Origin of the sequence: Burkholderia sp. Tr-20390 (assembly GCF_017104595.1) — a bacterium.
Taxonomy (GTDB): Bacteria; Pseudomonadota; Gammaproteobacteria; order Burkholderiales; family Burkholderiaceae; genus Burkholderia.
Genome location: NZ_JAAGPC010000113.1, coordinates 1 through 21,418 on the forward strand (window position 1 = coordinate 1; position 21,418 = coordinate 21,418).

15 protein-coding genes and 1 pseudogene are annotated in these 21,418 nt (G+C 67.2%); 12 read left to right on the forward strand and 4 right to left on the reverse strand.

Annotated features, from left to right (window positions below; translation table 11 throughout):
* A pseudogene (locus tag G3N98_RS25815) lies at window positions 1-355 on the forward strand (ISNCY family transposase); the annotation flags it as partial.
* A 325-nt stretch (window positions 356-680) separates the two neighbouring features.
* Here the strand turns inward: G3N98_RS25815 and G3N98_RS25820 are convergent.
* Entirely contained in the window at window positions 681-2,141 is a 1,461-nt protein-coding gene (locus G3N98_RS25820; RefSeq protein ID WP_206149570.1) for an efflux transporter outer membrane subunit, read from the reverse strand.
* Between the two features lie 77 nt (window positions 2,142-2,218).
* On the opposite strand from G3N98_RS25820, the gene G3N98_RS25825 reads away from it, so the two are divergent.
* The 4 genes from G3N98_RS25825 (at window position 2,219) to G3N98_RS25840 (ending at window position 8,018) form a co-directional block, all read left to right on the forward strand.
* On the forward strand, window positions 2,219-2,836 hold the full coding sequence (locus tag G3N98_RS25825; RefSeq protein WP_206149571.1) for a TetR/AcrR family transcriptional regulator: 618 nt from the start codon (window positions 2,219-2,221) through the stop codon (window positions 2,834-2,836).
* A gap of 82 nt (window positions 2,837-2,918) precedes the next feature.
* On the forward strand, window positions 2,919-4,037 hold the full coding sequence (locus tag G3N98_RS25830) for an efflux RND transporter periplasmic adaptor subunit (RefSeq protein WP_206149572.1): 1,119 nt from the start codon (window positions 2,919-2,921) through the stop codon (window positions 4,035-4,037).
* Entirely contained in the window at window positions 4,034-7,174 is a 3,141-nt protein-coding gene (locus tag G3N98_RS25835; RefSeq protein ID WP_206149573.1) for an efflux RND transporter permease subunit, read from the forward strand. The genes G3N98_RS25830 and G3N98_RS25835 overlap by 4 nt, the downstream gene beginning before the upstream one ends.
* A 37-nt stretch (window positions 7,175-7,211) precedes the next feature.
* Window positions 7,212-8,018: an oxidoreductase gene (locus G3N98_RS25840; protein WP_206149574.1), complete on the forward strand. Its 807-nt coding sequence runs from the start codon at window positions 7,212-7,214 to the stop codon at window positions 8,016-8,018.
* Window positions 8,019-8,154: 136 nt separating this feature from the next.
* On the opposite strand, the gene G3N98_RS25845 is transcribed toward G3N98_RS25840, so the two are convergent.
* Window positions 8,155-8,880 (reverse strand): TetR/AcrR family transcriptional regulator, encoded by a 726-nt coding sequence (locus G3N98_RS25845; protein ID WP_206149582.1) that lies wholly within the window; start codon window positions 8,878-8,880, stop codon window positions 8,155-8,157.
* 487 nt (window positions 8,881-9,367) lie between these two features.
* Here G3N98_RS25845 and G3N98_RS25850 point away from each other — a divergent pair, with 487 nt between their 5' ends.
* From G3N98_RS25850 to G3N98_RS25880, 7 genes are all read left to right on the forward strand, one after another.
* Window positions 9,368-10,486: an efflux RND transporter periplasmic adaptor subunit gene (locus G3N98_RS25850; protein WP_346779108.1), complete on the forward strand. Its 1,119-nt coding sequence runs from the start codon at window positions 9,368-9,370 to the stop codon at window positions 10,484-10,486.
* Window positions 10,483-13,653, forward strand: coding sequence for an efflux RND transporter permease subunit (locus tag G3N98_RS25855; RefSeq protein ID WP_089474886.1), 3,171 nt, complete (start codon window positions 10,483-10,485; stop codon window positions 13,651-13,653). The genes G3N98_RS25850 and G3N98_RS25855 overlap by 4 nt, the downstream gene beginning before the upstream one ends.
* Window positions 13,653-15,119, forward strand: coding sequence for an efflux transporter outer membrane subunit (locus G3N98_RS25860; RefSeq protein ID WP_175240983.1), 1,467 nt, complete (start codon window positions 13,653-13,655; stop codon window positions 15,117-15,119). Before G3N98_RS25855 ends, G3N98_RS25860 begins: the two co-directional genes overlap by 1 nt.
* 128 nt (window positions 15,120-15,247) lie before the next feature.
* Window positions 15,248-16,576 (forward strand): PqiA/YebS family transporter subunit, encoded by a 1,329-nt coding sequence (locus G3N98_RS25865; RefSeq protein ID WP_206149575.1) that lies wholly within the window; start codon window positions 15,248-15,250, stop codon window positions 16,574-16,576.
* Window positions 16,577-16,616: 40 nt separating this feature from the next.
* The gene (locus G3N98_RS25870; protein WP_206149576.1) at window positions 16,617-18,212 is read left to right on the forward strand and encodes an MlaD family protein; all 1,596 of its coding nucleotides are present in this window, start codon (window positions 16,617-16,619) and stop codon (window positions 18,210-18,212) included.
* Complete coding sequence (locus G3N98_RS25875; protein ID WP_206149577.1) at window positions 18,209-18,868, forward strand: PqiC family protein; 660 nt, start codon at window positions 18,209-18,211, stop codon at window positions 18,866-18,868. Before G3N98_RS25870 ends, G3N98_RS25875 begins: the two co-directional genes overlap by 4 nt.
* The gene (locus tag G3N98_RS25880) at window positions 18,865-19,371 is read left to right on the forward strand and encodes a TetR/AcrR family transcriptional regulator (RefSeq protein ID WP_206149578.1); all 507 of its coding nucleotides are present in this window, start codon (window positions 18,865-18,867) and stop codon (window positions 19,369-19,371) included. Before G3N98_RS25875 ends, G3N98_RS25880 begins: the two co-directional genes overlap by 4 nt.
* A 114-nt stretch (window positions 19,372-19,485) precedes the next feature.
* On the opposite strand, the gene G3N98_RS25885 is transcribed toward G3N98_RS25880, so the two are convergent.
* Window positions 19,486-20,211, reverse strand: a complete 726-nt coding sequence (locus G3N98_RS25885) for an OmpW family outer membrane protein (RefSeq protein WP_206149579.1) — start codon at window positions 20,209-20,211, stop codon at window positions 19,486-19,488.
* Between the two features lie 120 nt (window positions 20,212-20,331).
* Window positions 20,332-21,387, reverse strand: coding sequence for an amidohydrolase family protein (locus G3N98_RS25890; RefSeq protein WP_206149580.1), 1,056 nt, complete (start codon window positions 21,385-21,387; stop codon window positions 20,332-20,334).
* Window positions 21,388-21,418 lie beyond the last annotated feature (31 nt).

Here is a 21,418-nt window from a genome sequence, read left to right on the forward strand (position 1 = left end):
GTACGATCGCCTAACCGAAATCGATCAAGGCGCAGTCGTGGAGCACAAGCGCTTGAGTCATGTGCTGGAGGTCGCGCAAGCGCTTCAGGCGCAACGTGATAACAGCCGAATTGGCAAAGCGCCGTCACGAACGCATCGCGGCGACTCAACCCGGACCGACCGAAACGAACCCCAAGCGGGCAAGAAGAAGCAACGCGAGATCACGCAGGCCGACGTCGAGCATGTGATCGTGGAGCTGGCGCAACGTCGGCAAACCGCAAAGCCGCCAACCAAACCTGGCCGTCGGTCCGCAAAAGCTGGAGAAACAAACGTGAGCGCCCTGCCCGTTCAGGCGCCGACCTTCGACACTGCGTAACGCTCAAAACGAGGAAAAAGACGCAGCAAAACCAACCTTAAAACCGGACATTTTTAAATAGCTGGAAGGTGGACATCTGAATCCGGGTATGACATTGGTTGTAAGAGCAAAGTTGTAATGTCGCATCTGGGCAAAGTTGAAATGTCGTGTTCGGGGGTGCGGCGGAATTCTTGGACTATGAGGAGCTAGCCCATGTACTCATACGAAGAACGCATCCGAGCAGTCAAGCTCTACTTGAGGCTTGGAAAGCGCCTTACCGCGACCGTTCGTCAACTAGGCTATTCACAACGAAATCGCTCGAACGCTGGTATCACACGTACAAACACTATCGACTCGCAACGGCCTCGGACGCCGCCCCTTGCCATCCACCACCGAGCGCCTTGAACGCAGCCACCGACGCCCGAGCCGCTTCGGTTTTCGCCTGCACGCGCTCGTCCGATGCACGCAGCAGGCTTTCGTCCGCCTGCAACACCTCGATCAGGCTGACGACGCCCTTCTGGTACGCAGCGAACGACGCAGCCCGTGCGCGGCCGAGCGACTTAACGCCGTCGGCGAGAACCGCCGCCTGCTCGTCGCGCCTGACGAGCGCGGAGAACGCGTTCTCGACGTCCTCGGTGGCGTGCAGCGCCGCGAGCCGATAAGCAGCCAGCATTTCGGCATCCTGCCCTTTGGCCAGCGCGATCTGCGCATTGATGCGCCCGAAGTCGAACAAGCGCCAGCGCAGGCCGAGCACGCCGGCAGCCTGGTTCGCGCCGCCGGCAAACAGGTTGCCCGCGCCCATCGTCGTCGCGCTGCCGATCAACCCGCTCAGCGAAAACTTCGGGTAATACTCGGCAATGGCCGCGCCGATGCGCGCGTTCGACGCCGCGAGGCGCCGCTCGGCGACGATCAGGTCGGGCCGCCGCCTGAGGAGTTCGCCCGGCGTGCCCGTCGCCGCGATCCGCGGTGCAGCCGGCACGTCGCCGCCGTCGAGCAATTCCGCGCGATACGTACCGGGTTGCGAGCCGAGCATCACGTCGAGCGCATTCATCGCCGTGTCCAGCGCCGCTTCGAGTACCGGCACCGTTGCGCGAACCTGAGCGAGCGCGCCTTCGGCCTGCCTGACCTGAAGCTCCGCCGCGAGCCCCTTTCCATACAGCAGATTGATGGTCGACAACAGATACTGTTCGGTCTGCACCTGATGCCGCGCGACCTTCAGCCGGCCCTGCAACCCGCGAATCGTGATGTAGATGTCCGCCGTCTGCGCGGCCACGGCAAGGCGCGTCGCGACCGCCGCCGCCTCGGACGCCTGATAGTCGGCGAGCGCGGCTTCCCGCCCGCGGCGCAACCCGCCGAACACATCCAGTTCCCAGCTTGCGGTGAAATCGGCCTCGTAGTCGTTGCCGTGACGGTCGAAACCGGGCGTCGAGTTCAGCACGCGCCCCAACGGCGTTTCGACCGACTGGTAAACGCGCGCGGCTTGGCCGCTCACATTGCCCGACGGCAACAGCGCCGCATTGGCCGCACCGAGCCCGGCACGCGCTTGGGTGACGCGTGCGGCGGCCTGCGCGAGATCGAGGTTCTGCGCGAGCGCGAGCGTGACGAACCGGGTCAACTGCGGATCGTCGAAACCCGTCCACCACGTCGCGAGCGCCGCTTCGGCCGCCGCCTGCCGCTGCTCCACGGCGCTCTGGCCCTGGAAGCGCTGCGGCATGGCGATGTCCGGCCGCACGTAGTTGGGACCGACGGCGCATCCCGTCGACAGGAGCGCGGCAAGCACCGCGGCAACGATGGGTTTCGGTAGCATGACGGTTTTAGCCAAGATCAGATAGTGACTATAATACCAAATAGTCACTCGTTGTCCATCCTTGCCAGCCGCAACCCATGAAAGAAAACACCGCTTCCCCGGCTCCCGCGCGCGGCCCGGCCGATCACGACGTGCGGGACCAAATCGTGGCGGCCGCCACCGAGCACTTCAGCCGGTACGGCTATGAAAAGACGACCGTGTCCGACCTCGCGAAGGCCATCGGTTTCTCGAAGGCCTATATCTACAAGTTCTTCGAGTCGAAACAGGCGATCGGCGAGATGATCTGCGCGAACTGCCTGCACGAAATCGAAACCGACGTGCGCACCGCCGTCGCCGAAGCGGAACGGCCTACCGAAAAGCTGCGGCGCATGTTCAAGGTCTTTACGGAAGCGAGCCTGCGGCTGTTCTTCCGCGACCGCAAGCTGTACGACATCGCCGCGTCGGCCGCCACCGGCAACTGGCAATCGGTGCAGGCCTATGAGGCGCGCGTGCAGCAACTGCTGCAGGAGGTGCTGCAGGCGGGCCGGCAAAGCGGCGAGTTCGAGCGCAAGACGCCGCTGGACGAAACCGCGTCGGCGATCTACCTCGTGATGCGGCCGTACCTGAATCCGCTGCTGCTGCAATACAACCTCGACACGACCGATGCCGCGCCCGCGCAGTTGTCGAGCCTGGTGCTCCGCAGCCTCGCCCCGTGAATCGACACCCATTGTGACCATTGACTCTTTTGGTCACTAGATACACAATGAAAGCCCCGATCACTTCGTCAGTGGGTCTTTCATGGTCCGGCGTCGCCCCGCTCTCCTCGCAGTCGCTTCCGCACTGCCCCTCGCGCTAGCCGCCTGCAGCGGAAAAGCGCCTTCCGATCCGCGCACGGAGGCGCCGCTCGTGCGTACCGCCATCGTGCAGGCAGCCGCGCCCGCGTCCCGCTCGTTTACCGGCACCGTCGCCGCACGCGTGCAGAGCGATCTCGGGTTCCGGGTGTCCGGCAAGGTGCTGGAGCGACTCGTCGATACCGGACAAACCGTCCGGCGCGGCCAGCCGCTGATGCGGATCGATCCCGTCGACCTTAAGCTCGCGGCACGCGCACGCGACGAAGCCGTGGCCGCGGCACGGGCACGTGCGCGGCAGACCGCCGAGGACGAAGCGCGCTACCGTGACCTGCGCGGCACCGGCGCGATATCGGCATCGGCCTATGACCAGGTCAAGGCAGCGGCCGATGCCGCGAAAGCCCAGCTGAGCGCCGCCGAGGCCGATGCCGGCGTCGCGCGCAATGCGACCGGCTATGCGGAACTCGTCGCGGACGGCGACGGCGTCGTGATGGACACGCTCGCGGAGCCCGGCCAGGTCGTGAGCGCCGGCCAGCCGGTCGTGCGGCTCGCGCACGCCGGCAGCCGGGAAGCCGTGATCCAGTTGCCGGAAACCCTGCGCCCCGCGGTCGGCTCCGTGGCGCAGGCCGAGTTGTTCGGCAAGCCGGGCTTGCGTGTCCCCGCGACGCTGCGCCAGCTCTCCGATACCGCGGATGCGCGAACGCGCACGTTCGAAGCGCGCTACGTGCTGCAAGGCACGCTGGCCGCCGCGCCGCTGGGCGCGACCGTCACGATCCGCATCCCGGACGACGCACGCGCGACGCCGCAAGCCGGCCTGCAGGTGCCGATCGGCGCGCTGCTGGACGGAGGCAAAGGGCCCGGCGTATGGGTCGTCGCAGGCGATCCGGCCAAGGTGGGATGGCGGCCGGTCACGGTCGAGCATGTGGATGACGACAGCGCACGCGTGTCGGGCGCACTCAAGCAAGGCGACCGGGTCGTCGCGCTCGGCGCGCAGTTGCTGCATGACGGCGATGCGGTCCGCGTGGCCGCGCAAGCCGCCACGCTCGCACGCGAAGGAGCACAGCCGTGAGCGAGCGCCGCTTCAACCTGTCGGCGCTCGCGGTACGCGAGCGCGCGATCACGCTGTTCCTGATCTGCCTGATTTCGCTTGCGGGGCTCGTGTCGTTCTTCAAGCTGGGCCGCGCGGAAGACCCGGCCTTCACCGTCAAGGTGATGACCATCGTCACCGCATGGCCGGGCGCGACCGCGCAGGAAATGCACGACCAGGTGGCCGAAAAGATCGAAAAGCGCATGCAGGAGCTGCGCTGGTACGATCGCAGCGAAACCTACACGCGCCCCGGCCTCGCGTTCACGACGCTGACGTTGCTCGACAGCACGCCGCCGTCCGAGGTGCAGGAGCAGTTCTATCAGGCGCGCAAGAAGATCGGCGACGTGGCGAACGATCTGCCGGCCGGCGTGATCGGCCCGCTGGTCAACGACGAATACGCGGACGTCACGTTCGCGCTGTTCGCGCTGAAGGCCAAGGGCGAACCGCAGCGCCTGCTGGTGCGCGATGCGGAGACGCAGCGCCAGCGGCTGCTGCATGTGCCCGGCGTGAAGAAGGTCGACATCATCGGCGAACAGGCCGAGCGCATCTACGTGCAGCTGTCGCACGACCGGCTCGCGACGCTCGGCGTGAGCCCGCAGGACGTGTTTGCCGCGCTCAACGGCCAGAACCTGCTGACGCCGGCCGGCTCCGTCGAGACGCGCGGGCCGGAGATCTTCATTCGCGTGGACGGCGCATTCGACAAGCTGCAGAAGATTCGCGACACGCCGATCGTCGCGCAGGGCCGCACGCTGAAACTGTCGGACATCGCGACCGTCGAGCGCGGCTACGAAGACCCGTCGACGTTCATGATCCGCAACAACGGCGAACCCGCGCTGCTGCTCGGCGTCGTGATGCGCGACGGCTGGAACGGGCTCGACCTCGGCCGCGCGCTGGACCGGGAAGTCGGCGCGATCAACGCGGCGCTGCCGCTCGGCATGAGCCTGACCAAGGTCACCGACCAGTCCGTGAACATCAGCTCGGCCGTCGACGAGTTCATGGTCAAGTTCTTCGCCGCGCTGCTCGTCGTGATGCTGGTGAGCTTCGTCAGCATGGGCTGGCGCGTGGGCCTCGTCGTCGCCGCGGCCGTGCCGCTGACGCTGGCCGTGGTGTTCGTCGTGATGGCCGCCACCGGCAAGAACTTCGACCGCATCACGCTCGGCTCGCTGATCCTCGCGCTCGGGCTGCTGGTCGACGACGCGATCATCGCGATCGAAATGATGGTCGTGAAGATGGAGGAAGGCTACGACCGCGTGGCCGCGTCGGCGTATGCTTGGAGCCATACGGCCGCGCCGATGCTGGCCGGCACGCTGGTCACCGCGGTCGGCTTCATGCCGAACGGCTTCGCGCGCTCCACCGCGGGCGAATACACCAGCAACATGTTCTGGATCGTCGGGATCGCGCTGATCGCCTCATGGGTCGTCGCCGTGGCGTTCACGCCGTACCTCGGCGTGAAGATGCTGCCGAACTTCAAGAAGTTCGAAGGCGGTCACGATGCGATCTACGACACGCCCCGCTACAACCGCTTCCGGCAACTGCTGACGCGCGTGATCGCCCGCAAATGGCTCGTCGCCGGGTCGGTCGTCGCCCTCTTCGTGCTCGCGATTCTCGGCATGGCGGTCGTCAAGAAGCAGTTTTTCCCGATCTCCGATCGCCCCGAGGTGCTGGTCGAGGTGCAGATGCCGTACGGCACGTCGATTTCGCAAACGAGCGCCGCCACGTCGAAGGTCGAGGCGTGGCTCGCGAAGCAGAAGGAAGCGAGGATCGTCACCGCGTACGTCGGCCAGGGCGCGCCGCGCTTTTATCTGGCGATGGGGCCGGAACTGCCCGATCCGTCGTTCGCGAAGATCGTGATCCGCACCGACAGCCAGGACGAGCGCGACGCGTTGAAGGCGCGCCTGCGGCGGGCCATCGCCGACGGTCTGGCGCCCGAAGCGCGCGTGCGCGTGACGCAGCTCGTGTTCGGCCCGTATTCGCCGTTCCCGGTGGCCTACCGGATCACGGGCCCCGATCCGGACACGCTGCGCGGCATCGCGACCGATGTCGAGCGCGTGATGAACGGCAGCCCGATGATGCGCACGGTCAACGCCGACTGGGGCACGCGCGCGCCGACGCTGCACTTCACGTTGCAGCAGGACCGCCTGCAGGCAGTCGGGTTGACGTCCAGCGCGGTCGCGCAGCAGCTGCAGTTCCTGCTGACCGGGGTGCCCGTCACCGCGGTGCGCGAGGATATCCGGACCGTCCAGGTGATCGCACGCTCGGGCGGCGACGCGCGGCTCGACCCGGCGCGGCTCGACGACTTCACGCTCGCCGGCGCGAACGGCCAGCGCATCCCGCTGTCGCAGGTCGGCAAGGTCGACGTGCGGATGGAAGAGCCGATCATGCGCTGGCGCGACCGCGTGCCGACGCTCACGGTGCGCGGCGACATCGCCGACGGCCTGCAGCCGCCGGACGTGTCGGCCGCGATCACGCAGCAGCTTCAGCCGATCATCGCCGCGCTGCCGAGCGGCTATCGAATCGAGGAAGCCGGCTCCATCGAGGAATCCGGCAAGGCCACGAAGGCGATGCTGCCGCTCTTCCCGATCATGCTGGCGGTCACGCTCGTGATCATCATCTTCCAGGTGCGCTCGATCTCCGCGATGGTGATGGTGTTCATGACGAGCCCGCTCGGCCTGATCGGCGTGGTGCCCACGCTGATCCTGTTCCGGCAGCCGTTCGGCATCAATGCGCTGGTCGGCCTCATCGCGCTGTCGGGGATCCTGATGCGCAACACGCTGATCCTGATCGGCCAGATTCACCAGAACGAACAGGCGGGACTGGATCCGTTCCACGCGGTCGTCGAAGCGACCGTGCAGCGGGCGCGCCCGGTGATTCTCACCGCGATGGCAGCCGTGCTCGCGTTCATTCCGCTCACGCATTCGGTGTTCTGGGGCACGCTTGCGTACACGCTGATCGGCGGCACGTTCGCCGGGACGATCCTCACGCTGATGTTCCTGCCGGCGATGTATGCGATCTGGTTCAGGATCCGGCCCGGTCAGTCCGCCGCCGCCCGCCACGGCGGCCATGAACCGGCATCGCCGGGCGAGCCCGCACTTCAGCCCGCGCTCGACGCGCGCGATTGATTACGCCAGTCCATTCACCGTATCGAAGGAAGCAGCCATGTCGAATTCCACCGTTGTCGTCGTGACCGGCGTGTCGTCGGGCATCGGGCGCGTTGCCGCGGAACGATTCGCCAAACGCGGGTGCCGCGTGTTCGGCACCGTGCGCAGCATTGCGCGAACGGCGCCCGTCGCCGGCGTCGAGTTGATCGAGATGGACGTGCGTGACGACGCGTCCGTTCAATCGGGTATCCAAGCGATCATCGATCGCGCCGCGCGTATCGACGTGCTCGTGAACAATGCGGGCATGAGCCTGATCGGCGCGGTGGAGGAGACCTCCGTGACCGAAGCCACGGCGTTGTTCGACACCAACGTATTCAGCCTCCTGCGTACGACCCATGCGGTGCTTCCGCACATGCGGGCCCGACGGCGCGGCCGGATCGTCAATGTCAGCTCGGTGCTCGGCTTCCTGCCGGCGCCCTATATGGGGCTTTATTCAGCATCCAAACATGCAGTGGAAGGTTTGACCGAATCGCTCGATCACGAGGTGCGCCAGTTCGGCATTCGCGCGACGCTGGTCGAACCGTCGTTTACACGGACCAGCCTGGACGTCAATGCGCCGCAGGCCAGCGCGCCAATCGCCGAGTACGACCGCGAGCGAACGCTTGCGTCGCGCGCCGTCGCCGACAGCGTGAAAGCCGCGCCGCACCCCGACGGGGTGGCCGCCACCATCGTCGACGCGGCGCTCGGCGCATGGCGGATGCGACGCACGCCGGCCGGCGAGGCGTCGCTATTGCGCAAGTTGCGGCGCTTCATGCCGGCCGGCCCCGTCGATTCGAGCCTGCGGAAAAAATTCCGGCTCACGTGACGCCATCGGCAACGATGCGATCGTGGACCGCACGCTGAGTGGCGTCCGGCGGCATGCTCGCTACTGGACACGGTGGCGTTGCCGCCCTCGTTACCCCACCCGGGCGTCCCGACGGGCCGACGGCGGCTACCGCTGCTCAATCGCCGCCCGTCGCGGCAAAATCGCCCGGCGGTAGCGGGCGATTCGCGACGTCCTGCGCGTCGACGCGCGTCAGGCCGAGCGTCTGCAATACCACCGCTGCGGCGCGCTCCGCAAAACCGCCCTCCACGCTCGCCTGCACCCTGCTTCCGCTCGCGACCTTGTCGGCCGCATAGACCTCCGCCGTGAGCACCGCGAGAATCGTCCCCGTCATCGCGAGCAAGCTCACGAACGGATCGTGTACGACAAAACGGCGTGCCGCGATCCCGCGCTCGCTGTCCCGCCTCAGACGCTTGCCCAGCCCTTGATCGAGCGCGCGCGCCGAGAAGCCCTCCCGCATCAGAAAGCGGCCCCATGAGCGCTCCCGGCGTGCTCGCATGAGCGTGTGGCGCACGCATACGGACACGACCTCGGCGGGATCCGACAAGCCGCCCGCGAGACGCTCGAGCCCGTCCGCGAATTCATCGAACACCCACTCCGTCAGCGCGGCGAAGACGCCGTCCTTCGATTCAAAGTGGTAATAGAACGAGCCGAACCCCACATCCGCGGCCTCGGTGATCTCGCTGATCGCCACGTTATCCCTCCCCTTTTCCGCCATCAGCCTGAACGCCGCCTGCAGCAAACGCATGCGCGTCGCCTGCTTGCGGCGCGCGCCGCGCGGTTGGCGATGCGCCGCCTCCCCAACGGAGACGTTCGGGCGACGGGGCCCGGCCGTTCGGTCCATGAGCGCGTCTTCCCTGTTCGTAAGAATTTTCTGCATGCCGCAATCTTAGATTAACCACTCATACTTGACAATATTATCAGTTATGAGTCTAATCTCGGAAATCTCAGCACAGGGTTCCTGTGCCAACACGGCGTCCGACGCGCGGTAGCGGGCAACGCCAGCGCGTTCACGGCCTGTGCAAGCCGTCCCCGCCGGTTAGTTATCCCGTCGTGCGCCAGGTCCGGACACCAGGCGACGGCGATGTGAGGCGCCGCCCGGCTCTGTCGGCCGGCCGCGCCACCGACTCGACCGATCCGTCGCCAGGTCAGCGGCCGTCACAGTGCATGGGCATCGGTAGCCCGGAAACGCGGCCGATTTGCATCACAAATATTGGAGTACTGATTTATCAGCAGGATCGTCGTCGAATTTTTTCAGTTGACCTCTCACTTGTCTTGGAAACATCGTGAAATCACCCAGTCTTGACGCGCGGAATGTAACGCGCCCGTTTCTGACACGCCTCGCGCCGCCGGTTCGGCGGGCGCCGATCGCTTTCGCCTGCTGTGCGATTCTGCTGACGGCCTGCCACTCGCGCGAAGCGCCCGCGCCCGAATTGCAACCGGTCGTTGCGCTGGCGGTTCATGCGGACAACGACGCAGGGCAGCGCGTGCTACCCGCGCAGGTCCAGGCACGATATTCGACGCCGCTGTCGTTCCGGGTCGGCGGCAAGATCGTCGAGCGGCGCGTGCGAATCGGCGACGTCGTCAAGGCAGGCCAGGCACTCGCGATGCTCGATCCGGCCGACCTGCACAACACGCTGCTGAATGCCCGTGCGCAGCTCGATGCCGCCGAGCATCGCGCCGTCTATGCGAAGCAGCAGCTGGAGCGCGACCGCGCGCAAGCCCAGGCCAACCTGATTGCGCCGGCACAGCTCGAGACGACGCAGGACGCGTATGCATCGGCGGTCGCGCAACGCGATTCCGCCCTCGCTCAAATGGCGCTCGCCGACGATCATCTGCGCTATGCGACGCTGATCGCGGATCACGACGGGGTCATCACGTCGGAAGACGCCAATACCGGACAGAACGTCGAGTCCGGCCAGGCGGTGTTTCACCTCGACTGGAGCGGCGATCTCGACATCGTGTGCGACGTCTCGGAGCGTGACCTGCGCGATCTCGCCGTCGGCCGCGTCGCTCACGTCGGCCTGACGGCACTGCCGGGAAAGATCCTCGACGCACGCGTGCGTGAAGTCGCGGCAGCGGCCGATCCGCAGAGCCGCACGTGGCGCGTGAAGCTGACGCTGATCGCGCCGGGCCCGGACGTCCGCTCGGGCATGACCGCCAACGTCACGTTCGACGGTACCGCCGACGCCGCCGCCCACGCGATCACGCTGCCGGCCACCGCACTCTTTCACCGCGGCGAAACGCCGGCAGTCTGGGTCGTCCGCAAGGGCAGCGACACGCTGGAACTGCGCCCGGTTTCGATCGGACGCTACGACGAGCGCACGGTGTCCATTACGTCGGGGCTCGAGAGCGGCGAGCGCGTCGTGATGCAAGGCGTCCATACGGTCAGCGCCGGCGCGCGCGTACGCGCCGTGCCACCGCTGCATCCCGAGGAGTTCCCGTCATGAACGCCCCCGAACGTCAACATCCGTCGGACGGCCCGCACGATCCGCGAACCGATGCCGGCTCGGGCGACGACCGTCGCTTCAATCTGTCCTCGTGGGCGCTCAAGCATCAGCAACTGGTGATTTTTCTGATCGGCCTCGCCACGATCTTCGGCGTGATCGGCTATACGCGGCTCGCGCAATCCGAGGATCCGCCGTTCACGTTCCGCACCATGGTGATCCAGACCTACTGGCCGGGCGCCTCGGCGCGCGAAGTGCAGGAACAGATCACCGACCGCATCGGCCGCCAGCTCCAGGCCGCGCCGTACGTCGACAACATCAAGAGCTACTCGCGCCCCGGCGAATCGATGATTTTCTTCGCGATGAAGGATTCGGCGCCGGTCGACCAGGTGCCCGAAACCTGGTATCAGGTGCGCAAGAAGGTCGGCGATATCCGCTCGACACTGCCGAAGGGAACGGTCGGACCGTTCTTCAACGACGAATTCGGCGACGTCTATACCAACGTCTATGCGCTCGAAGGCGACGGGTACTCGCCGGCGCAGTTGCACGATTACGCGGACAGGCTGCGCGCCGGGCTGTTGCGCGTGCCGGGCGTCGCGAAGGTCGACTACTTCGGCGACCCGGCCCAGCACGTGTTCGTCGAGATCTCGAATGCGCAGCTGACGCGGCTCGCCATCACGCCGCAGCAGCTCGCCCAGGCCATCGATGCACAAAACGCCGTCGCGCCGGTCGGCACCATCACGACCGCGGACGATCGCGTATTCGTGAGGCCGAGCGGTGCGTTCAAGGACACGCAGGCGCTTGCCGACATGCTGATCACCGTGAACGACCGGACGTTCCGGCTCGGCGACGTCGCGAAGATCACGCGCGGCTACGACGACCCGCCCGTCACGCAGATGCGTACGAACGGCCATGCCGTGCTCGGCATCGGCGTCACGATGCAAAAGGGCGGCGACGTGATCGACCTCGGCAAGGCGCTCGACGCGAAGGCAGCCGAGCTCCAGGCCGGTCTGCCGGCCGGCCTGAAGCTGACCTCGGTGTCGAGCATGCCGCATGCCGTCAAGCACTCGGTGGACGACTTCGTCGAAGCGGTCGGCGAAGCCGTCGCGATCGTGCTCGTGGTCAGCCTCGTGTCGCTCGGCCTGCGTACCGGGATGGTCGTCGTCATCACGATTCCGATCGTGCTGGCCGTGACGGCACTGTGCATGCACGTATTCGGCATCGGCCTCGACAAGGTGTCGCTCGGCACGTTGGTGCTCGCGCTCGGGCTGCTGGTGGACGATGCGATCATCGCCGTCGAGATGATGGCGGTGAAGCTCGAACAGGGCTGGAGCCGCGCACGCGCGGCGGCCTTCGCCTATACAAGCACGGCATTCCCGATGCTGACGGGCACGCTCGTCACGGTATCCGGCTTCCTGCCGATCGCGCTCGCGAAATCGAGCACCGGCGAATACACGCGATCGATTTTCGAGGTATCGGCGATCGCGCTGATCGTATCGTGGTTCGCGGCCGTCGTGCTGGTGCCGCTGCTCGGCTACCACATGCTGCCCGAGCAGGCGCATCGCGACGGTCACGCACACGGAGACGAGGTGTACGACACGGGCTTCTACCGCCGGCTGTCCGGGTGGATCTCGGCTTGCATCGAGCGGCGCTGGGTGGTGCTCGGCGTCACCGCCGTGCTGTTCGCGATCGCGATGGCCGCGTTCACGCGCGTGCCGCAGCAGTTTTTCCCGAATTCGGAGCGGCCCGAACTGCTCGTCGACATGCGCTTGCCGGAAGGCGCCTCGTTCGAGGCCACCCTGCGCGAGGCAAAACGGCTCGAAAAGGCGCTCGACGGTCGACCCGAAATCGACCACGTGGTCGATTTCGTCGGCACCGGCGCGCCGCGTTTCTATCTGCCCCTCGACCAGCAGCTTCAGCAGCCGAACTTCGCGCAGTTCGTGATCACGGCCAAGGACGTCGAGACGCGCGACCGGCTGTCGCACTGGCTCGAATCGACGCTCGCCAGCCGGTTCCCGACCGTGCGCACCCGCGTCGCGCGGCTCGAGAACGGGCCGCCCGTCGGCTTCCCGATCAAGTTCCGGGTCAGCGGCGACGACATCGCCGCCGTCCGCGGCATCGCGGAAAAAGTGGCGGACAAGGTGCGCGCCGACGCCCGCACGCGCAACGTGCAGTTCGACTGGGACGAGCCGGCCGAGCGGTCGGTCTCGTTCGAGATCGACCAGCTCAAGGCACGCCAGCTCGGCGTGACGTCGGAAGACGTGTCGGGCTTTCTCGCGATGACCCTGTCCGGCTACACCGTCACGCAGTATCGCGAGCGCGACAAGCTCATCGACGTCGATCTGCGCGCGCCGAAGAGCGAACGGATCGATCCGTCGAAGCTCACAGGCCTGGCGATCCCGACGCCGCACGGCCCCGTGCCGCTCGGCACGATCGGCCACGTGCGCGACACGCTCGAATACGGCGTGATCTGGGAACGCGATCGTCAACCGACCGTCACCGTGCAGGCCGACGTGCGCGGCGAAGCGCCGAGCATCGGCGTGACGCGCGACATCGACGCCGCGCTGGCCACGGTGCGCGCCTCGCTGCCGGCCGGCTACCGGATCGAGATCGGCGGCGCGGCCGAGGAAAGCATGAAGGGCCAGACCTCGATCAATGCGCAGATGCCGATCATGATCATCACGGTGCTGACGCTGCTGATGATCCAGCTCAAGCGCTTCTCGCGCACCTTCATCGTCGTGCTGACGGCGCCGCTCGGCCTGATCGGCGTGGTCGCCGCGCTGCTGCTGTTCGGCAAGCCGTTCGGCTTCGTCGCGCTGCTCGGCGTGATCGCGATGTTCGGGATCATCATGCGCAACTCCGTGATCCTGGTCGACCAGATCGACCAGGACATCGCGGCCGGGCATCCGCGTTTCGCCGCGATCGTGGGCGCAACCGTGCGCCGCTTCCGGCCGATCATGCTGACCGCCGCCGCGGCCGTGCTCGCGCTGATTCCGCTGCTGCGCTCGGGCTTCTTCGGCCCGATGGCCACGGCGCTGATGGGTGGCATCACGATCGCGACGGTGCTGACCATCTTTTTCCTGCCGGCCCTCTATGCGACCTGCTTCAAGGTGCGCAGCGACGAACGCGAGTCGTGCGCAATGACCGTCGCACCCTCGGAGACATGCTGATGACATTCCCTCGTATCACATCGGTGCTCGCCGCGAGCGCGGCGCTCGGCCTGAGCGGCTGTGCAATGGCGCCGAGCAGCACGCCGCCCGCGATGCCGTCGCCGGCACACTACGGCGCGATGCCTCAGGCGCCGCGCACCGTCGAAGCGGCAGGTGTCACGCAGCAATTCGACGTCGGCGCCGCCCCCGTCCCGCAATGGTGGCGCCTGTATCGCTCCAGCGCGCTCGACGCGCTGGTCGACGAAGGCCTGCGCGCGAACCCGACGCTGGCCACAACGGAAAAGACGCTCGCCGCCGCGCAGGAGGAACTGCGCGCGCAGATCGGCGCGTCGACGCTGCCGTCGATCGACGCGAACGCGCAGGTCGCCCGCACGCGCACGCCGGACATTTCCGGCGCAGGTGCGCAAAACCTGCGCTACAACGTCTTCGTCGGGCAACTGCAGGCGCATTACACCTTCGACCTGTTCGGCGCCACGCGGTACGCGAATGCGGCGAGCGCCGCACGCGTCGACGTGCGCGGTTGCGAGCTCGAAGCGGCGCGGCGCGCGCTGGCGGCCAACATCGTCGGCACGGCCATCGGCGCCGCGGCGCTCGACCGCCAGATCATGCTGACCGAACGCCTGGTCGCCGTCGCCCAAGCGACCGCGCTCGAAGACCAGCAGCGCCAGGCGCTCGGCGCGGTGTCCCGCGTGCAGGCGCTGGCGTCGACACAGGATGCGGCGTCGCTGACCGCGACGCTGCCGCCGCTGCGCCAGCAACGCGCGCGCGCCGTTCACGCCCTTGCGATCCTGCTCGGCCGCACGCCCGACGCGCCGCCGCCGATTCCCGCTTTCACCGGGCTGTCACTGCCGGAGCACGTGCCCGTCGCCGTGCCGTCCGACCTGCTGAAGGCGCGCCCCGACATTCGCGCGGCCGCGGCAGCCGTGAAGGCCGCATCGGCCGACGTCGGCGAAGCGACCGCGCAGTTGTTCCCGAGCCTCTCGCTCACCGCAACGATGGGGCGCGGCGGCTTCAGCTGGCCAGCGCTGTTGTCGGGCGCCGGCGGGCTGTGGGCGGTCGGCGCCGGGCTGTCGCAGCCGATTTTCCACGGTGGCGCCCTGCTGGCTCACCGACGGGCGTCGCGCGATGCGTACGACGCGGCGCTGCTGCAGTACAAGGCGACGGTGCTGTCCGCGTTCGGCGATGCCGCGGATTCGCTCGCCGCGCTGGACAACGACGCGCAAGCGCTGGCCGCGAACGAACTCGCGGCGCGCGCGGCCGGCGAGGCCTTCCGTGAAACGGTGCAGCGCCGCACGCTGGGTGCCGTTCCGATGACCGCGCAACGGGCGAGCGAGCAGCGCTATCTGAACGCGGATCTCGATGCGGTGCGTGCCGCGAGCCGCCGAATGACCGATACGGCGGCGCTCCTGCAGGCGATGGGCGAACTGCCGCCCGAGACCGGCACGACGGTCGCGGCCCGGCAATAGCCGCCGTTTGCGTCGACGGACCGGTCGCGCGCCTTCGGGCCGCACCGGGCCGAACCTCGATGCCCGATGCCCGGCGTATTGCACGTCCCGCGGCGTCCGGCCTCCGTTACCCGCATGACCGATTCCCGATGAAACCCGATAACCTGGTCGCCTGTCACGAATGCGACCTCCTGCTTCAGCGTCCGCCGCGCCTGCGCGCGCTGACGGCGCGCTGCCCGAGGTGCCGCGCCCGCGTGAGCGGCGCCGCGCACGGCCGCCGCTCACTCGACCGGCTGTGCGCATTGACGCTTGCCGCGCTGCTGACCTGTTGCATCGCGCAAGCCTTCCCGATCGTCGCGCTCGATGCGGCCGGCATCGCGACGCGCGCGACGCTCGGCGACGCGGTGCTCGCGCTATGGTCGAACGGCCAGCCGGTGGTGGCCGTGCTGGTGTTCTGCACGACGATGCTGTTCCCGCTGATGGAGCTTGCCGCGTGGCTGTACCTGCTCGTGCCATTGCGCGCAGGCCGCGTACCGAGGCGCTTCGCGGCGGTCCTGCTCGGCACTCGGCTGTTGCAGCCGTGGAGCATGGTGGAAGTGCTGATGCTCGGCGTACTGATCACGATCGTCAAGATGACGAGCCTCGCGCACGTGCTCGCCGAGCCCGCGCTGTTCGCGTTCGGCGCGCTCACCGTGATGCTCGGCATGCTGTCGTCGATCGACCCGGTCCGCCTGTGGGAAGCGCGCGACGAACTCGTCGCGCTGCAGCCGGACGGCGCCGCGCGCACGACACCGCCCTGCCCCGACATGACGCATCACGCCGCGTCCCGATCGACCGAAGGACCGACGCGCATGACGGCTCGCGCGGCGGGATTGGTCACCTGTCACCACTGCGCGCGTGTGCAGCCGGCACATGCGTCCGACCCGCGCTGCACGCGCTGCGGTTCGCGGCTGCACGCGCGCCGCCCGCACAGTGCGGCCCGCACGGGCGCGCTCGCCGCCGCCGCCGCACTGCTCTACGTCCCGGCGAACCTGTTGCCCGTCATGCACGCGACGTCGCTCGGCCGGGCCGAGGACGACACGATCCTCGGCGGCGTCGCGTACTTCTGGACATCCGGCGACTGGGCGCTCGCCGTCATCGTGTTCATTGCAAGCGTGCTCGTGCCGATGCTCAAGCTCGCGATCCTCGCGTTGCAGGCAATCGCCGCCTACCGCGGCGTGCAATGGCGGCCGCTCGAACGCGCCCGGCTGCACCGCCTCGTCGAGCGCGTGGGCCGCTGGTCGATGCTCGACGTGTTCGTCGTCGCGCTCACGATCGCGCTCGTGCATTTCGGCTCGTTCGCCGACATCACGCCCGGCCCCGGCGCGCTCGCGTTCGGCGCCGTGGTCGTGCTGACGATGGTCGCGTCGATGCAGTTCGATCCGCGGCTCATCTGGGACGGCGCGCCACGCCCGGCTACCGGCCGCCGCCAACCCTGAACGGGCGCCAGCCCGCCCATTCCTTTCGTATTTCAGAACGATGTCTCCTTTCGATATTCCTCCGCCCGAGATCCGGCCGTACAGCCGCTGGATCCCGTCCCTCGTCTGGATCGTGCCGCTCGTATGCGCACTGATCGGGCTGTCGCTCGTGATCCGGACCGTCGCCGCGACCGGCCCGACGATCACGGTCACGTTCGCCAACGCCGATGGCCTCGAAGCCGGCAAGACCAAGGTCCGCTACAAGGACGTCGATATCGGCTCGGTCCGGACCATCACGCTCACCCCCGACTTCAAGCGCGTGATCGCGAGCATTCAGCTGACGCGCGATGCAGCGCGGTTCGCGAACCGCGACACGCGCTTCTGGGTCGTTCGGCCGCGCGTCGGCGCTACGGGGATTTCCGGGCTCGGCACACTGCTCTCCGGGGCGTACATCGGCGCGGATCTCGGCCGCTCCCCGCAGAAGCAGACCGACTTCACCGGTCTCGAGACACCGCCCCCCGTCACCGCCGACCAGCAGGGCCGCCGCTATCTGCTGCATGGCGACTCGCTCGGCTCGGTCGACATCGGCTCGCCGCTGTTCTATCGGCATCTGCAGGTCGGCCAGGTCGTCGGCTTCTCGCTCGACAAGGACGGGACCGGCGTCGACGTGCAGGCGTTCGTGAAGGCGCCCTACGACAAGTACGTCGGTACCAACACGCGCTGGTGGCACGCGAGCGGCGTGGATCTGCGGCTCGATTCGAGCGGACTGAAACTCAATACGCAATCGCTGGCGACGGTGATCGTCGGCGGCCTCGCATTTCAGTCGCCGCCCGGCCAGCCGGAGGCGCCGCAGGCAGCCGACAACGCGCCGTTCCGGCTCGCATCCGACGAAGCCGACGCGATGCGCGACCCCGACGGCACGCCGCTGATGGTCGTCATGCGCTTCGACCAGTCGCTGCGCGGGCTCGCGGTCGGCGCGCCGGTCGATCTGCGCGGCATTGCGCTCGGCCAGGTCACGAGCATCGGCATCGAGTACAACGAGCACGCGCGCAACTTCAGCATGAAGGTCACGATGGCGCTGTATCCGTCGCGACTGAGCCGGCGCAGCGATACGGCGCTGCCCGCGCCCGATACGGCAGGCGGCCACGAACTGCTCGAACACCTGGTCGTGCAGGGGCTGCGCGGGCAACTGCGCACCGGCAGCCTGCTGACCGGCCAGCTCTACGTGGCGCTCGACATGTTCCCGAAGGCGCCGCGCGCCAACGTGGACGTGCGCCATACGCCGGTGGAGCTTCCGACCGTGCCCAACACGCTCGACGAACTCCAGGTGCAGATTGCCGACATCGCGCGCAAGCTCGACCAGGTTCCGTTCGACCGGATCGGCAACAATCTGAACGGCGCACTGGCGCATGCGAACCAGTTGTTCGGCCACCTCGACGAGCAGGTGGTACCGCAAGCACATGACACGCTGGCCGCCGCCCAACGCACGTTCAACGCGGCGGAGTCGACGTTACGGCAGGATTCGCCGATGCAGTCGGACGTACATGACGCGATGCAATCGCTCACGCAGACGCTCCAGTCGTTGAACGCGCTCGCCGACTATCTGCAGCGTCATCCGGAGTCGCTGCTGTTCGGCAAGAAGGGAGAACAGCAATGAAAGCGCGATCGTTTCATCGGCTTCGCATGCCGTTGCGCATCACGACGTGCGTCGCACTGGCCGTGCTGAGCGCCTGCACGTCGCCGCCCGTGCACTTCCATACCCTCGCGATGACGGACAGTGCCGGCAGCGATGCTGTTGCGTCACCTCCCCCATGGCTGATCGACATCCAGGCCGTGCACGTCACGGCGCCGGCGGACGGCAACCGGTTCGTCGTGCAAAGCGGACCCGGCCGGGTCGATATCCTCGAGCAGGAGCGCTGGGCCGCGCCGCTCGGCGACGAGCTGCGCGACGGGCTGTCGACGCGCGTCGCCTCCCGGCTAGGCACGATCGATGTTCACCGCGTCGCCCATACTGCCGACGCACCCGTCTACAGGGTCACGGTCAACGTCCAGCGTATCGAGTCGTGGCCTGCGTCGCACGTGCTGCTCGATGCGACGTGGAGTGTGAGTTCCGGGGCCGGGCAGCCGGTGCTGACGTGCCGCAGCGTCATTCGGGCCGGCGCATCGGCGGGCTACGACGCGCTCGTCGATGCGCATCGCCATGCGCTCGATATGCTCGCGCTCGACATCGCCGCGGTCATTCGTGCGGAAGCGACACGCGCGGCGCCGCGCGCCGGATGCCGCACGGGAACACTCGACAACAACCCAGGATGAAACCCACCCGCCTCACACGCGAGCAACGCAGGCTCGACACCCGCGAGCGGCTCATCGCCACCGCTCGCGCTCTATTCATCGCGAAAGGTTTTGCCGATACAAGCGTCGAACATATCGCCGAGTGCGCTGGTTATACGCGCGGCGCGTTCTATGCGCACTTCGAACACAAGCGCGAACCGTTGATCGAGATCCTGCGCCGCGACCGTGATCGAATGATCTCGATGATTCGGCTGGCGGCGCCGGTGGACGGCGGTGACGGCACCGCCGCCGACTACGCGGACATCGCCACCGGCTGGGAATGTTTCCCGCTGTGGGTCGAGGTGCACCTGTACGCACTGCGCGATGCCGGATTCCGGCAGATCATCGACCACATGCATGCCGAACTGTCCGCGCTACCGGACGCGGCGGGCACCTCGGACCGCATGGCCGAATGGGCGGCAGTGCTCGGCGTCGCGCTGTTGCGTGCTGGCGCGCGGTGCCCACGGCGCAACGAGCCGACGTAGGACGCCGCGATACGCACGCCGGCCGGGCGGTCGCCACGAGTGTCCGCGCAATGACGGACACCAACCCTTCCACAAGGGCCGCCTGTCAAATGGGCGCACGCTGCTTTATCCCGTTCAGAACCGATACCCCAACGACACGAAGGTCGTGATCGGATCGATCTTGATCCGCGTCGAACTCGTCACGGTTCCGACCGCGGATCGCGTGCTCAGGTCGGCTTTTGTCGACAACCACACGTAGGCGACCGACACACCGACCGACCAGTGCGAATCGATGTTGTACGTCAGCCCGGCGTTGACGATCGGCGCGAACGAATGGCTCAGCGTCACCGACGTGGGGCCTTCAAGACGGTTGCCGAGCGTCGGCGAATACAGGAATGCGCCACTCGCGACCTTGTTGCTCAGTTGTACGTCCCGGAACCACACATAGGTCAGGCCCGCGCCAACGTAAGGCCGAAAGCGGGCCGACGGTTCGCCGAAATGGTATTGCGCAAGAATCGCCGGGCTCCACGCGCTAGCCGTTCCCAGTTCACCGAGTGACGACAGGGAGCCGGTGCCGCTCAGATGCAATTTCGGCGGAATGCCCAGAATCGTCTCGAGTGCGATGTGATCGGTGACGAAATAGGTTGCCGTCAGCGCGAACGTATCCGTATCCGCCACGCTCGCGCCGCTGCCCGCCACCGTGCTCGAGCGTCCGAGTGCATTCACCGTCAACGGTTCGCTCGAATCCTGCGGCGCCATGTGAAGCCATCCAGCGTTCATGACCCACTGACCCGCCGATTGTGCTCGGGCGCACGATATCGCCGCGATCGACAGAAGAATGGCCGCGCTCGTATGTTTCATGTTGTCTCCAATTGTTGTGATGTGCAGAAAGGCGCCACCGGCGAAACGGCGGCAAGCGTCACCGCCGGGCGGAAGTCATCCGCCAGGCATGCGCGTTCGGGGTTCCAGACGAAACGGGATTCAGCGGTCCCTGAGCCGGTCGATCAACCGGACGCTCGCGCCGGCCGCCGCGCGCCGGAGCGAAGTCAACGGGCCGCTGTCGTGCGGCGGCTTACTGGCGACGCGCTCCGCATCGCCGGCCAAGCGCGGGAACAGGCGCAGCGCGTTGCCGCGCTCGATGCCGGCGCGCGCGTGGGCGTCCCAGACAGGCGACCGTTCGAGCGTATCGCGCTGCATCGCGGTCACCGGCGCCGGCGCGAACGGGAAATCGCTGCCGAACAGGACCTGTGACGGCTCGACCAGTTCGCGCAACGCGGCCTGCGGATACGCGGCAGGCGACAGTGCCGTGTCGAAGTGAAAGCGCCTGATGTAAGTGAGCGCGCCGGCCGGTACCGCCGAAAGGTATTCCGGCATCAGGTTGGCCAGCGACACGCGCCACGCGACGTAAGGCAGGAATCCGCCCGCGTGCGCGAGAATCCAGCGAATATTCGGGTAACGCTCCAGCGTCCCCGTCAGCATCAGGTTGACCGCCGCGCGCGTCGTATCGCACAGAAACTCGATCAGGAAGCCGGGCGCACCGAGCCCGAGCGACTCGCTCGTCCGATGCAGGTTCGGGTGCACGAACACGACCGCCTGGCGGCGATCGAGCTCGGCCATCAGTTCGTCGAATTCCGGCGCTCCGAGAAACTTTCCTTCCGTACTACCCAGCAACACGACGCCGTCCGCTTTCAGCACGTCGAGCGCGTGAACGGCTTCCGCACAGGCCAGTTCGGTAAACGGCATCGGCAGAACCGCGAACGAACCGAAGCGGCCGGGATGCGCATCGCAAAGCTGCGCCGCAAATTCGTTACATTGACGTGCGAGCGTGCGCGCTGCTTCGAGGTCGCCGAAATACACACCCGGCGCCGAGATCGACAGCAGCGCCGCCTGAATGCCGTTCTCGTTCATCACGTCGAGCGACGCTTGCGCATGCCATTCCGGCAATGCCGCGCCGGCGACCTTCTGAATGCCCTGCCTCGACAACGCATCGCGATAGGCCGGCGGAACGAAATGATGATGGACGTCGATTCGGTGCACGATCAGCTCCGGCATGAAACGTATGATATGG